Below are 14,264 nucleotides of genomic sequence, written 5' to 3' on the forward strand. Positions count from 1 at the left end.
AGGGGGGGAAATTAAGCTTTTGGCTTAATGAGGCCGCGCCGCAGAGAAGGCGACAGGATCGCGAACTAATTCGAAAAGGAGTGCGTCGGCGACGGCTAGCAGGGGGCAATGGAGAAACCAGTGCGGGGCCGAATGTACCACCTGAGTTTCGGAGCGTCTAGCCCTGAATACGCAAAAAGCCCCGCTAATTGCGGGGCTTTTTTTCAGGCACTTTACAGCGACGCTTAGATGTTGGCGTCGAGGAAAGCAGCCAGTTGCGACTTCGACAGGGCGCCGACTTTGGTCGCTTCAACGTTGCCGTTCTTGAACAGCATCAGCGTCGGGATACCACGCACGCCGTGCTTGGCAGGGGTTTCCTGGTTTTCGTCGATGTTCAGTTTGGCAACGGTCAGCTTGCCTTTGTAAGTCTCGGCAATCTCGTCCAGTACCGGAGCGATCATTTTGCAAGGACCGCACCATTCAGCCCAGTAATCGACCAGGACAGCGCCTTCGGCCTTGAGTACGTCGGCTTCGAAGCTAGCGTCGCTAACGTGTTTGATAAGATCGCTGCTCATGGAATTCTCCAGGTTGTAAGCAAAAAAACGTGGCCCATCATAGCCGCCCTTCCCCTGTTCAGGAAGCCGCAGTTGATTGAGTCTTGCTATGGCACTCGATGAGTTTGGGTATAGCTCAAGTCACGCCGTGGCGGGGGCGATGAAGGAAATTCCGGTACGCAGGGCGGCGTTGCGCACGTGTTCCTGCATGGCTTTTTGCGCCGCACCCGACGCCCGGCGCGCGAGAGCCCGGAGGATCTTGCGGTGTTCCTGCCAGGTTTCCATGGCGCGCTCGGCGCGGATGAACGGTAGTTTCTGGCTCTCCAGGAACATCTCGGCGCTGGCGGTGAGGATGTTCAGCATCGCCTGATTGCCGCTGGCCAACAGAATGCGCCGATGGAATTCGAAGTCGAGTTTCGCCGCTGCTTCAAAGTCACCGACCTTCAATTGCTCGCGCATGGCCGCGACATTGTCTTCCAGCGCATCCAGATCGAAGGTACTCAACGTCACCGCCGCCAGCCCGGCGGCAAACCCTTCGAGCGCATAGCGCAACTGAAAGATATCCAGCGGCGACGCCTGCGCAGCAAATGACCAGCCCGGCGCGCTGTCGCCGCGCGACAACTCCACTGGTGCCTGCACGAACACGCCTTTGCCTGGCTGAATACTGACCACACCCAACGCACTCAGCGACGACAGCGCCTCACGCAACGACGCCCGGCTGACGCCCAGTTGCAACGCCAGATCCCGTTGCGACGGCAAGGCATCGCCCGGACCGAAGCCCTGCTCGGTGATCAGTTTGCGGATCGCTTGCAGCGCCACTTCGGGTACCGCACGGGAAATCGAATTCATGGTTTTTCAGACGCGTCAGGCCAATGTGCGGCTAGTTGTAAAGCTATTCGCCGAGTCCGGCAAGTCGTGCCCCAGCGGGGTTCGGTTCGGCGGGTCGATGCGCGATAGCAGTGCGAAAAACAACCTGACTGTTCAGACCAGTAAGACCGAACAAACCCGCTAAAACCATGGCCTGCCGGGACGAAAACCGCGTATTGGCACGGCCCATGCTCTGTCCGATCGCAGAAATCACTTCCCGCCGATCCGGAGATTGTTCATGACCAAGCGTTACAGCGCCCTCCTCGCCGCCCTGTTTTCTTCTTTGTTGCTCAGCCAGGCTCCCGCTCACGCCGACGGTCTCGACGACGTGGTCAAACGCGGCACGCTGAAAGTCGCTGTACCTCAGGACTTCCCGCCCTTCGGCTCGGTCGGCCCGGACATGAAACCGCGCGGTCTCGATATCGACACGGCAAAACTGCTGGCCGAGCAACTCAAGGTCAAACTCGAGCTGACCCCGGTCAACAGCACCAACCGCATCCCGTTCCTGACCACTGGCAAAGTCGACCTGGTGATTTCCAGCCTCGGCAAAAACCCCGAGCGCGAGAAAGTCATCGACTTCTCCCGCGCCTATGCACCGTTCTACCTCGCCGTGTTCGGCCCGCCAGACGCCGCCATCGCCAGCCTCGACGACCTCAAGGGCAAAACCATCAGCGTCACCCGTGGCGCCATCGAAGACATCGAACTGAGCAAAGTCGCCCCAGAAGGCGTGACCATCAAACGCTTCGAAGACAACAACTCGACCATCGCCGCCTACCTCGCCGGCCAGGTCGACCTGATCGCCAGCGGCAACGTGGTGATGGTCGCGATCAGCGAGAAGAACCCGAAACGTGTGCCCGCGCTGAAAGTGAAGCTCAAGGATTCGCCGGTTTACGTCGGCGTGAACAAGAACGAAGCGGCGCTGCTGGCCAAGGTCAACGACATCCTGACCACCGCCAAGGCTGACGGCGCACTGGAAAAGAACTCGCAGACCTGGCTGAAAGAGCCGCTGCCGGCCGATCTCTGATCGACTGCGCGGGAGATTTTCATGGCTTATCAGTTCGATTTCATGCCGGTGGTGGAAAACACCGACCTGTTGCTGCGCGGGGCACTATTCACCCTTGAGCTGACCGCCATCGGCGCGTTGCTCGGGGTTAGCGTGGGGATTGTCGGGGCGTTGGTGCGGGCGTGGAACATCCGCCCGTTCTCGGCGATCTTCGGCGTCTACGTCGAGTTGATCCGCAACACGCCGTTTCTGGTGCAGTTGTTCTTCATCTTCTTCGGTTTGCCGTCGCTGGGCGTGCAGATTTCCGAGTGGCAGGCGGCGGTGCTGGCGATGGTGATCAACCTTGGCGCCTATTCGACCGAGATCATCCGTGCGGGTATTCAAGCAATCCCGCGCGGACAGCTGGAAGCCGCAGCGGCATTGGCGATGACCCGCTTCGAAGCGTTCCGTCATGTGGTTTTGCTGCCGGCGCTGGGCAAGGTCTGGCCGGCCCTGAGCAGCCAGATCATCATCGTCATGCTCGGTTCGGCGGTGTGTTCGCAGATCGCCACCGAAGAGTTGAGTTTTGCCGCCAACTTCATTCAGTCGCGCAACTTCCGCGCTTTTGAAACCTACGCGCTGACCACGCTGATCTATCTGTGCATGGCGCTGCTGATCCGCCAGTTGCTCAACTGGATCGGTCGCCGCTACATCAGCAGGAGCCGAGCATGAGCGATTTCACCTTCTGGGACATCCTGCGCAACCTGCTCGTCGGCCTGCAATGGACGCTCGCGTTGTCGCTGGTGGCGTTTATTGGCGGCGGGATTGTCGGGCTGCTGATCCTGATCATGCGCATCTCGAAAAACTCTCTGCCAAGCAGCATCGCCCGCACCTGGATCGAACTGTTCCAGGGCACGCCGCTGTTGATGCAGTTGTTTCTGGTGTTCTTCGGCGTGGCCCTGGCCGGGATCGAAATCTCGCCGTGGATGGCCGCAGCGATTGCCCTGACCTTGTTTACCAGTGCCTATCTGGCAGAGATCTGGCGCGGCTGCGTCGATTCGATCGCGCATGGCCAGTGGGAAGCTTCGGCGAGTCTGGCGCTCAATCCGCTGGAGCAACTGCGCTACGTGATCCTGCCGCAAGCGCTGCGCATTGCCGTGGCGCCGACCGTGGGTTTCTCGGTGCAAGTGGTCAAAGGCACCGCCGTGACCTCGATCATCGGCTTCACCGAGCTGACCAAGACCGGCGGCATGCTCGCCAACGCCACATTCGAACCGTTCATGGTCTACGGTCTCGTCGCCCTCGGCTACTTCCTGCTCTGCTACCCCTTGTCCCTCAGTGCGCGCTACCTGGAAAGGAGACTGCATGCCTCTGCTTAGAATTTCCGCCCTGCATAAATACTACGGCGATCACCACGTGCTCAAAGGCATCGACCTCAGCGTCGAGGAAGGCCAGGTCGTGGCGATCATCGGCCGCAGCGGCTCGGGCAAATCCACCCTGCTGCGTACGCTCAATGGTCTGGAGTCAATCAACGACGGCGTGATCGAAGTCGATGGCGAATACCTCGACGCCGCCCGCGCCGATCTGCGCAGCCTGCGGCAGAAAGTCGGCATGGTGTTTCAGCAATTCAACCTGTTCCCGCACCTGACCGTCGGCGAAAACGTGATGCTCGCGCCGCAAGTGGTGCAGAAAGTGCCGAAAGCCAAAGCGGCGGAACTGGCGCGCGAGATGCTCGAGCGCGTGGGTCTTGGGGAAAAGTTTGATGCGTTCCCGGATCGACTCTCTGGCGGTCAGCAGCAGCGCGTGGCGATTGCTCGGGCACTGGCGATGTCGCCGAAGGTTCTGCTCTGCGACGAGATCACCTCGGCGCTCGACCCGGAACTGGTCAATGAAGTGCTCAGCGTGGTGCGGCAATTGGCCAAGGAAGGCATGACGCTGATCATGGTCACCCATGAAATGCGCTTTGCCCGCGAGGTCGGCGACAAACTGGTGTTCATGCACCATGGCAAGGTGCATGAGGTGGGGGATCCGAAGGTGTTGTTTGCCAATCCGCAGACGGCGGAGCTGGCGAACTTTATTGGCACCGTCGAAGCGACAGCCTGAAGATCTTCTGATGCAGTGATGGCCTCTTCGCGAGCAAGCTCGCTCCCACATTGGAATGCGGTCACCTGTGGGAGCGAGCTTGCTCGCGAATGGCCGCGCCGCGATCTCCAGACTTCTGCGCTGAATCAACGGTTTGAACCATGCGCGTTGGCGCCAGCGTTTGATCGTGGCACGATGTCGAGGTTATCGACCGAGACCCCCTGACCATGCCGCAATCCCAAGCCAAGAATCTGTCCCTGATCGCCGCAATCGACCTGGGCTCCAACAGCTTTCACATGGTCGTGGCCAAGGCCCAGAACGGCGAAATCCGCATTCTCGAGCGCCTCGGCGAGAAGGTTCAACTGGCCGCCGGCATCGACGATGAGCGCAAGCTCAACGAAGAATCGATGCAGCGTGGCCTCGATTGCCTCAAGCGCTTTGCCCAACTGATCAACGGTATGCCGCTGGGCGCCGTGCGCATCGTCGGCACCAACGCCCTGCGTGAAGCGCGCAACCGCCTCGAATTCATCCACCGCGCCGAAGAAATCCTCGGCCACCCGGTGGAAGTCATCTCCGGCCGTGAAGAAGCGCGCCTGATTTATCTGGGCGTGTCGCACACCCTCGCCGACACACCGGGCAAACGCCTGGTCGCCGACATCGGCGGCGGCAGTACCGAATTCATCATCGGCCAGCGCTTCGAGCCGCTGCTGCGCGAAAGTCTGCAAATGGGCTGCGTCAGCTTCACCCAGCGTTACTTCAAGGACGGTAAGATCACCCCGGCCCGCTACGCCCAGGCGTACACAGCGGCACGGCTGGAGATCATGAGCATCGAACACGCTCTGCATCGGCTGACCTGGGATGAGGCCATCGGCTCCTCAGGCACCATCCGCGCCATTGGCCTGGCGCTGAAGGCCGGCGGCCACGGCACTGGCGAAGTGAACGCCGAAGGCCTGGCTTGGCTCAAGCGCCGCCTGTTCAAGCTCGGTGACGTCGACAAGATCGATTTCGAAGGCATCAAGCCTGATCGCCGGACCATTTTCCCGGCGGGTCTGGCGATTCTCGAAGCGATTTTCGACGCCCTCGAACTGCAACGCATGGATCACTGCGACGGCGCGCTGCGTGAAGGCGTGCTCTACGACCTGCTCGGCCGCCATCATCACGAAGACGTGCGCGAACGCACCCTGACCTCGCTGATGGAGCGCTACCACGTCGATCTGGAACAGGCCGCGCGAGTTGAACGCAAAGCCTTGCACGCGTTCGATCAGGTCGCGGTGGACTGGGAGCTGGATGACGGCATCTGGCGCGAACTCCTCGGCTGGGCGGCGAAAGTGCACGAAGTCGGCCTCGATATCGCGCACTATCACTACCATAAGCACGGCGCCTACCTGATCGAACACTCGGACCTTGCCGGGTTCTCCCGCGAAGACCAACAGATGCTCGCGCTATTGGTGCGCGGCCACCGCCGCAACATTCCCAAGGACAAGTTTGCCGATTTCGGTGACGACGGCGACAAGCTGATTCGCCTGTGCGTGCTGCTGCGCTTTGCGATCCTGTTCCACCACATTCGTGGGACACAGGCGATGCCGCAGGTGGTGTTGCACGCTAAGGGCAATACTTTGGATGTGGAATTCCCGGAGAACTGGCTGGACGAAAATCAGCTGACTCAGGCGGATTTCGGGCTTGAGGCGGATTGGCTGACGCGGGTGGGGATTGTGCTTACTGTCCACTGATACACCGCAAATCCCCCCTACAAGGAATTTCAGGTACGAAAAAGGCGATCCGCAGGGATCGCCTTTTTTATTGGGTTCGGTTTTGAGATGGGAGGTGGGCCTGCCCCTCACCCCAGCCCTCTCCCGAGGGAGAGGGAGCCGATCTCCGTTGGCTTCGAAGCCTGAGTTCGACTCGATTTCTCAGGTCGACGTAACTCGCCTATCCAACACGGTCAATCCCCTCTCCCTCTGGGAGAGGGCTAGGGTGAGGGGCTTTTGACCTTCAAGGCTTCAACTGCTCACCGGCAAAATCGGGCTACCCAACCGCTCCAGCAACGTCGCCTGCGCACTGCGCGGGTTCTGGTTACCGGTTGGCGTATTGCGAATGTAACGGCCATCCGACTGCAAGCTCCAGCTATGAGTGTTATCAGTCAGATACAGCTCCAGCTCTTTCTTCACCCGGGTCAGCAGCTTCTTGCCTTCCACCGGGAAGCAAGTCTCGACACGCTTGTCGAGGTTGCGCTCCATCCAGTCGGCACTGGAGAGGAACATCTGCTCGTCGCCGCCATTGAGGAAGTAGAACACGCGGGTGTGCTCAAGGAAGCGGCCAATGATCGAGCGCACGTGGATGTTGTGCGAAACCCCGGCAATCCCCGGACGCAGACAGCACATGCCGCGCACCACCAGGTCGATACGCACACCGGACTGGCTGGCCTTGTACAGCGCGCGAATGATCTTCGGATCGGTCAGCGAGTTGAACTTGGCAATGATGTGCGCCGGTTTGCCTTCGACGGCGAACTGGGTCTCGCGGGCAATCATGTCGAGCATGCCCTTTTTCAGGGTAAACGGCGCATGCAGCAGCTTCTTCATGCGCAGGGTTTTACCCATGCCGATCAACTGACTGAACAGTTTGCCGACGTCTTCGCACAAGGCGTCGTCGGAAGTCAGCAAGCTGTAGTCGGTGTACAGCTTGGCGTTACCGGCGTGGTAGTTACCGGTGCCGAGGTGCGCGTAACGCACGATCTCGCCGGCTTCGCGACGCAGGATCAGCATCATCTTGGCGTGGGTCTTGAAGCCAACCACACCGTAAATCACTACCGCACCGGCCGCTTGCAGGCGGCTGGCCAGTTGCAGGTTGGATTCTTCGTCGAACCGCGCACGCAGCTCAATGACCGCCGTCACTTCCTTGCCGTTACGCGCGGCATCCACCAGTGCATCCACGATCTCGGAGTTGGCGCCGGAGCGGTACAGGGTCTGACGCACAGCGAGAACGTGCGGGTCTTTGGCGGCCTGACGCAGCAGGTCGACCACCGGGGTGAACGACTCGAACGGGTGCAGCAGCAGGATGTCCTGCTTGCTGACCACGCTGAAAATGTTTTCGCTGTTCTGCAGCAGTTTCGGAATCTGCGGGGTGAACGGCGTGTATTGCAGCTCCGGATGGCTGTCCAGACCGGTGATGCTGAACAGCCGCGTCAGGTTGACCGGGCCGTTGACCTGATACAGCTCGCTCTCGCTCAGGTTGAACTGCTTGAGCAGGTAGTCCGAGAGGTGTTTCGGGCAGGTGTCAGCGACTTCCAGACGCACCGCATCACCGTAACGACGCGAGAACAACTCGCCACGCAGCGCGCGGGCCAGGTCTTCTACATCTTCGGAGTCGAGCGCCAGGTCAGCGTTTCGGGTCAGACGGAACTGGTAGCAGCCTTTTACCTTCATGCCCTGGAACAGGTCATCGGCGTGGGCGTGGATCATCGACGACAGGAACACATAGTTGTCGCCCGGGCCGCCGACTTCTTCCGGCACCTTGATGATCCGTGGCAGCAAGCGCGGCGCCGGGATGATCGCCAGACCGGAGTCGCGACCGAAGGCGTCGATACCTTCGAGCTCGACAATGAAGTTCAGGCTCTTGTTCACCAGCAACGGGAACGGGTGCGTCGGGTCGAGGCCGATCGGGGTGATGATCGGTGCGATCTCGTCGCGGAAATAGCGGCGCACCCAGGTCTTGAGCTTGACCGTCCAGTTGCGGCGACGGATGAAGCGCACCTGATGCTTTTCCAGCTCCGGCAACAGAATGTCGTTGAGGATCGCGTACTGACGGTCAACATGACCGTGGACCAACTCGCTGATCCGCGCCAGCGCTTGATGCGGTTGCAAACCGTCGGCACCCGCCTGTTCACGGGCGAAGGTGATCTGCTTCTTCAGGCCGGCGACGCGGATTTCAAAAAATTCATCAAGGTTGCTGGAGAAGATCAGCAGGAACTTCAAGCGTTCCAGCAACGGATAGGACTCGTCCAGCGCCTGTTCCAGCACGCGGATATTGAATTGCAGTTGCGAGAGCTCGCGGTGGATGTACAGGCTGCTGTCATCCAGGCCCGGAATGGCAATCGCCGGCACCGCCGCCGCAGGTTCGGCCGCCGGCGCGGGTGGCGCTGGCTCCAGTTCCGGCGGGGTCTCGGTGATTTGCTCGACCACCGGTTGAGCTTCTTTTACTGCAACTTCCGTGAGTCCTTCGGTATTCATTGAATGTTCCTGGGAGGGCTATTTCTGCTCTCGTAACAATTGAGCGGCGCGGACAGCAAAGTAAGTCAGGATGCCATCAGCGCCGGCACGTTTAAAGGCGGTCAGTGATTCGAGAATCACCGCCTCGCTCAACCAGCCATTCTGGATCGCCGCCATGTGCATGGCGTATTCGCCGCTAACCTGATAGACGAAGGTCGGCACTTTGAAGGCATCTTTTATCCGGAAAAGAATGTCCAGGTAGGGCATGCCCGGTTTGACCATGACCATGTCCGCGCCTTCAGACAAGTCCGCACCCACTTCGTGCAGCGCTTCGTCGCTGTTGGCCGGATCCATCTGATAGGAGGCCTTGTTGGCCTTGCCGAGGTTCGACGCCGAGCCGACGGCATCGCGGAACGGGCCGTAATAGGCGCTGGCGTACTTGGCCGAATAAGCCATGATCCGCACGTTGACGTGACCAGCGATTTCCAGCGCTTCGCGAATCGCTTGAATGCGACCGTCCATCATGTCCGACGGCGCCACCACCTGCGCACCGGCTTCGGCATGGGACAGGGCCTGGCGGACCAGCGCGTCGACGGTGATGTCGTTCTGCACGTAGCCTTCTTCGTCGAGAATGCCGTCCTGGCCGTGGGTGGTGAACGGGTCAAGCGCGACGTCGGTAATGACACCCAGTTCCGGGAAACGCTCACGCAGCGCGCGGGTGGCGCGCTGGGCGATGCCTTGAGGATTCCAGGCTTCGGCGGCGTCGAGGGATTTCAGTTCAGGAGGGGTGACCGGGAACAGCGCCAACGCCGGAATCCCCAGCTCGACCCACTTCGCCGCTTCTTCGAGCAGCAGATCGATAGTCAACCGCTCTACCCCGGGCATCGAAGCCACGGCTTCGCGGCGGTTTTCACCGTCGAGCACGAACACCGGCAGGATCAGGTCATCGACCGTCAGCACATTTTCCCGCACCAACCGACGTGAAAAGTCGTCGCGACGATTGCGGCGCAGGCGCGTGGCAGGGAACAGACGGTTGGCTGGGGTAAAGCTCACGGCGGACTCCTGAGCCCGCGCAAACGGGCGAGCGTGACAGTTATAGACGGCCATTATGACCAACAGATGACAGTTGTGTGAGACCTGTGACGCGTAGCCGCATTCCATTCTCAGTGTAGGAATTGTTCACGTCGAGACACATTTGGACACTTTCATGAATGTGTCCGAAGGGTTAGGCTGCGCGTTCATTTCGCCAGCACCCAGACAATGCTCCAACAATTTCTGCATGACTTTGGCTACTTTGCCTTGTTTCTCGGCACGTTCTTCGAAGGCGAAACCATTCTGGTGCTCGCGGGCTTCCTCGCGTTCCGTGGATACATGGACATCAACCTGGTGGTGGTCGTGGCGTTCTTCGGCAGCTATGCCGGCGATCAGCTGTGGTACTTCCTGGGACGCAAGCACGGGCGCAAATTACTCGCGCGCAAACCGCGCTGGCAGCTGATGGGCGACCGCGCGCTGGAGCACATTCGCAAGCATCCGGACATCTGGGTGTTGAGCTTCCGTTTCGTTTACGGTCTGCGCACAGTGATGCCGGTGGCGATCGGCCTGTCGGGGTATCCGCCGGGCCGTTATCTGCTGCTCAACGGCATCGGTGCAGCGATCTGGGCAACCGCACTGGCTGCCGCCGCTTACCACTTCGGCGCGGTGCTGGAAGGCATGCTCGGCAGTATCAAGAAGTACGAGTTGTGGGTACTCGGTGCGCTGCTGATTCTTGGCGTTGGCCTGTGGCTACGCCGCCGCTTCAAGAATGCGCGGCTGGCCAAGCAGGTGTACGCCGACGAGCAAGCCGCGAAAGCTGCATTGCTGAATCAGGCCGAAGCGGCCAAACCTGCCGAACCGAATACGCCAGCCGAGTAACGCGCTGGCGACTGGCGTACAGCCCTGTGCACAGCGCGGGCTGGCGGCCTCTTTCAGTCATTTGCTCCCTCTGCGCTAGCGGACTCCCGTTCGTCAGCGGCGTTCTCACGCCAAAAATAACCCGCTCGTCACGCGACAGACATGCCAAATAATGAACACCCCGCCGTTGTTGCGATCCATGTAGAAAGCGTTCCATGCAGGTGCCGCCACCACTTGAGCCTATGGCAACGCGCGACAATTTAGTGGACATTTAGCGCCATGAATCTGGAGAGAAACCCATGAGCAAAAAAGTTGCAGTGATCCTGTCCGGCAGTGGCGTTTACGACGGCGCCGAGATCCATGAGAGCGTGATCACCCTGCTGCGCCTCGACCAACGCGGCGCCCAGGTACAGTGCTTCGCCCCGAACATCGCGCAATTGCACGTGATCAACCACCTGACCGGCGAAGAAATGCCCGAGTCGCGCAATGTGCTGGTGGAATCGGCGCGCATCGCTCGTGGCAACATCAAGGACATCCGCGAAGCCGACGTCGACGATTTCGATGCGCTGATCGTGCCGGGCGGTTTCGGTGCGGCAAAAAACCTGTCGAACTTCGCGGTCGAAGGCGCTGGCTGCACTGTGCAGCCTGAAGTGCTGGCGCTGGCCGAGGCATTTGCCGAAGCAGGCAAACCCGTCGGTCTGATGTGCATTTCGCCGGCATTGGCCGCGAAGATCTACGGCCCGGGTGTGACCTGTACCATCGGTAACGACGCCGACACTGCCACGGCAATGAACAAGATGGGCGCAACCCATGAAGACTGCGCGGTGACGGAGATTATCGAGGACAAGGCGCGCAAACTGGTGACGACCCCGGCTTACATGCTGGCGCAGAACATCAGTGAAGCGGCTTCGGGGATCAATAAACTGGTCGACCGCGTCCTTGAACTGACTCACGAAAACGACGCCTGATCCCCCGCAGCACACAAAACCCAATGTGGGAGCGAGCTTGCTCGCGAAAGCGGTGTGTCATTCAACACAGCGTTGCCTGATTCGGCGCCTTCGCGCGAGCAGGCTCGCTCCCACAGGGGATTTGTATAGGGCTTAAGGTTTGCGCGTCAGTCGGGTGAGAATCCGGTCCAGCGCATTGGCGAACGCCTGCTTCTCGCGATCGCCAAACGGCGCGGGTCCGCCGCTCATCTGGCCTTGTTCGCGCAGATCGGTGAACAGGTTACGCACGGCCAAGCGTTCGCCCATGTTCTGCGCATCGAACTCCTTGCCACGTGGATCCAGCGCCGCGACGCCCTTCTTCACCAAACGATCGGCCAATGGAATATCGCTGCAAATCACCAGCTCACCCGGTACCGCGTGCTCGACCAGATAATCGTCCGCCGCATCCGGGCCGCTCGGCACCACGATCAACTTGACGATGGCCAGCCCCGGTTTGATCTGCGGCTGCCCGGCCACCAGCACCACTTCGAACTGGCGCTTGAGCGCAAACTTCACCACCAGATCCTTCGCCGCCCTCGGGCAGGCGTCGGCATCGATCCATACACGCATTTTTCTAACCTCCAAAAACAATTCGCGAGCAGGCTCGCTCCCACAGAATACACACCGTCCCTGTGGGAGCGAGCTTGCTCGCGAATGTGAGCGCAGCGAATGCTGTTAAGCGACTACTCGCTTCTTCTCCGCCATCCAACTACGCCCATACAACACAACAATCGCCACAATCGCCACCGCCTGCGCTGTCAGCGAATAGGCATCGGCATGAATCCCCAGCCAGTCGAATTCAAAGAACGCCACCGGCCGCGTGCCGAAGATCCCGGCTTCCTGCAAGGCCTTCACGCCATGCCCGGCAAACACCACCGACAGCGCGCACAGCAGCGCCGCGTTGATGCTGAAGAACAGCGTCAGCGGCAGTTTCGCCGAACCGCGCAGAATCACCCACGCCAGACCCACCAGCAGCACCAGTGCGGTCGCGCCACCGGCGAGCACCGCGTCATGCCCGGCCGGGCCGGCTTGCAGCCACAGGGTTTCGTAGAACAGGATCACTTCGAACAACTCGCGATACACCGAGAAGAACGCGAGGATCGCGAAACCGAAACGTCCGCCGCCACCGACCAGACTGCTCTTGATGTAATCCTGCCAGGCCGCTGCGTGGCGACGATCGTGCATCCACACGCCGAGCCACAAGACCATGACACTGGCGAACAGCGCCGTCGCGCCTTCAAGCAATTCACGCTGCGAGCCGCTGACGTCGATCACATACGCCGCCAGCGCCCAGGTGCCGAGGCCCGCCAGCAGCGCCAGGCCCCAACCGACGTTGACGCTGCGCACCGCCGATTGCTGGCCGGTATTGCGCAGGAAGGCGAGGATCGCCGCCAGCACCAGAATCGCTTCCAGCCCTTCGCGCAGCAGAATCAGCAGACCGGAGATGTAGCTCAGCGACCAGCTCAGACCATCGCTGCCAAGCAGGCCGGCGGACTCTTTCAACTTGGCCTTGGCCGCCTCCAGACGCTGCTCGGCCTGCTCGACCGGCAAGCCGTCCTGCAACGATTGCCGATACGCCATCAGGGATTTTTCGGTGTCCTTGCGCACATTGGCGTCGACGTTATCCAGCGAGCTCTCGACCAGTTCGAAGCCTTCCAGATAGGCCGCGACCGACAGGTCGTACGCCTGATCGTGTTCACCGGCGCGGTAGGCGGCAAGACTCTTGTCCAGGGTTGTCGCGGTGTAGTCGAGCAACTGCGCCGGGCTACGCTTGACCTGCGGCGGCTGCGCGCGTTGCGCACGGAACGTCGCCGCCGCTTGCGGGCCTTCGGCAGCCTGCACTTCGGCCGGGGTCTGGCGCGCCAGATCGGCGATGTTGTAGCTCTTCTCCGACTTGGCCGCCGCCGGATCGGCGCTGAAGCCGGCGATGTAAGTCGCCAGATCCCAGCGCTGACGATCGTCAAGTTGATCGGCAAACGCCGGCATGTCGGTGCCTTCGACGCCTTGGCCGAGGGTGTTGTAGATCGCATAAAGACTCAGGTGATCCAACCGCGCCGCATCCCGCAGATTGGCCGGTGCCGGGGTCATGCCGAGTCCCGCCGGGCCGTCACCGGCGCCGCTGTCACCGTGGCACACCGAGCAATTCTGCGCATAGAGCGGTGCACCCCGGGTTGGGTCAGGCGTGATGATCGGCGCTTGGCTGACTTCATACGCCACCGCCAGTTGCGCGCCCAGTTGCCGCGCCTGACGGGCCACTTCGGCGCCGTCCTGCTTCGCGGTGATCGCTGCCTTCAATGCGCTGACACCTTGCTCCAACGCAGCTTTTTCAGGCTTGGCCGGCATGCCGGCGATCAAGCCTTGCAGCGCTTGGGTGAACTCCAGTTGCTCGCGGTATTCGGAATCATCGACAACCTTGCCCGCCGCTACCGTCGGCGGGTAATCCGCACTGATGTAATCGAGCAGGTGCAGCGCTTGCGGCGCGCCTTCCACGGTATCGGCCAGCAGATTGAAGCTGCTCAGGGCAAACAACGGGAGCACCAGCCAGGCCAGAATTCGGGACGAGGCAGTCATGAACGGATCTCAAATGGAAATGCGAAGTTACATATTGTTCACTTCGAACGCGTTTCCCTCAAGCTTTGTCGGTATTCAGCGCAACGCCGCGGCGTGCAGCGAGCTGATTGAATCGGCTTTGAAGCGTCATCCATATCACCCCGGCAGC

Annotated in this window: 13 protein-coding genes; 7 read left to right on the top strand and 6 right to left on the bottom strand. The window is 60.7% G+C overall.

All coding sequences use genetic code 11. The features are described from left to right. Positions 1-224: 224 nt before the first annotated feature. Together trxA and GTU76_RS02565 are read right to left on the bottom strand one after the other, a co-directional pair. Positions 225-554 (bottom strand): thioredoxin TrxA, encoded by a 330-nt coding sequence (gene trxA / locus GTU76_RS02560; protein ID WP_003206727.1) that lies wholly within the window; start codon positions 552-554, stop codon positions 225-227. 120 nt (positions 555-674) lie between these two features. Continuing rightward, on the bottom strand, positions 675-1,382 hold the full coding sequence (locus GTU76_RS02565) for a FadR/GntR family transcriptional regulator (protein WP_180698017.1): 708 nt from the start codon (positions 1,380-1,382) through the stop codon (positions 675-677). Between the two features lie 256 nt (positions 1,383-1,638). On the opposite strand from GTU76_RS02565, the gene GTU76_RS02570 reads away from it, so the two are divergent. The 5 genes from GTU76_RS02570 to ppx all read left to right on the top strand — a co-directional run bounded on the left by GTU76_RS02570 (position 1,639) and on the right by ppx (position 6,194). After that, positions 1,639-2,424, top strand: a complete 786-nt coding sequence (locus GTU76_RS02570) for a transporter substrate-binding domain-containing protein (protein ID WP_016985907.1) — start codon at positions 1,639-1,641, stop codon at positions 2,422-2,424. A 21-nt stretch (positions 2,425-2,445) separates the two neighbouring features. Beyond that, positions 2,446-3,114 carry an amino acid ABC transporter permease gene (locus tag GTU76_RS02575; protein ID WP_016985906.1) on the top strand — a complete coding sequence of 223 codons (669 nt, stop codon included), beginning with the start codon at positions 2,446-2,448 and terminating at the stop codon, positions 3,112-3,114. Beyond that, complete coding sequence (locus GTU76_RS02580) at positions 3,111-3,761, top strand: amino acid ABC transporter permease (protein ID WP_175555599.1); 651 nt, start codon at positions 3,111-3,113, stop codon at positions 3,759-3,761. Before GTU76_RS02575 ends, GTU76_RS02580 begins: the two co-directional genes overlap by 4 nt. Next, positions 3,748-4,485: an amino acid ABC transporter ATP-binding protein gene (locus GTU76_RS02585; RefSeq protein ID WP_007911148.1), complete on the top strand. Its 738-nt coding sequence runs from the start codon at positions 3,748-3,750 to the stop codon at positions 4,483-4,485. The genes GTU76_RS02580 and GTU76_RS02585 overlap by 14 nt, the downstream gene beginning before the upstream one ends. A 206-nt stretch (positions 4,486-4,691) precedes the next feature. Then, a complete protein-coding gene (gene ppx, locus GTU76_RS02590) occupies positions 4,692-6,194 on the top strand; it encodes an exopolyphosphatase (protein ID WP_016985904.1) in 1,503 nt (500 codons plus the stop codon). 270 nt (positions 6,195-6,464) lie between these two features. Here the strand turns inward: ppx and ppk1 are convergent, their stop codons facing one another. Next, positions 6,465-8,690, bottom strand: coding sequence for a polyphosphate kinase 1 (gene ppk1 / locus GTU76_RS02595; RefSeq protein ID WP_016985903.1), 2,226 nt, complete (start codon positions 8,688-8,690; stop codon positions 6,465-6,467). A gap of 18 nt (positions 8,691-8,708) precedes the next feature. Continuing rightward, on the bottom strand, positions 8,709-9,722 hold the full coding sequence (gene hemB / locus GTU76_RS02600) for a porphobilinogen synthase (protein WP_180698018.1): 1,014 nt from the start codon (positions 9,720-9,722) through the stop codon (positions 8,709-8,711). Between the two features lie 207 nt (positions 9,723-9,929). Between hemB and GTU76_RS02605 the strand changes: the two genes are divergently transcribed. Beyond that, the gene (locus GTU76_RS02605) at positions 9,930-10,580 is read left to right on the top strand and encodes a DedA family protein (RefSeq protein WP_180698019.1); all 651 of its coding nucleotides are present in this window, start codon (positions 9,930-9,932) and stop codon (positions 10,578-10,580) included. Positions 10,581-10,858: 278 nt separating this feature from the next. Continuing rightward, the gene (gene elbB / locus GTU76_RS02610; RefSeq protein WP_016985900.1) at positions 10,859-11,527 is read left to right on the top strand and encodes an isoprenoid biosynthesis glyoxalase ElbB; all 669 of its coding nucleotides are present in this window, start codon (positions 10,859-10,861) and stop codon (positions 11,525-11,527) included. Between the two features lie 132 nt (positions 11,528-11,659). Here the strand turns inward: elbB and GTU76_RS02615 are convergent, their stop codons facing one another. After that, positions 11,660-12,115: a YaiI/YqxD family protein gene (locus GTU76_RS02615; RefSeq protein WP_007911138.1), complete on the bottom strand. Its 456-nt coding sequence runs from the start codon at positions 12,113-12,115 to the stop codon at positions 11,660-11,662. Between the two features lie 105 nt (positions 12,116-12,220). Next, positions 12,221-14,116, bottom strand: a complete 1,896-nt coding sequence (locus GTU76_RS02620) for an FTR1 family protein (protein ID WP_180698020.1) — start codon at positions 14,114-14,116, stop codon at positions 12,221-12,223. Positions 14,117-14,264 lie beyond the last annotated feature (148 nt).

The sequence above is a fragment of the Pseudomonas crudilactis genome, assembly GCF_013433315.1.
Taxonomy (GTDB): Bacteria; Pseudomonadota; Gammaproteobacteria; order Pseudomonadales; family Pseudomonadaceae; genus Aquipseudomonas; species Aquipseudomonas crudilactis.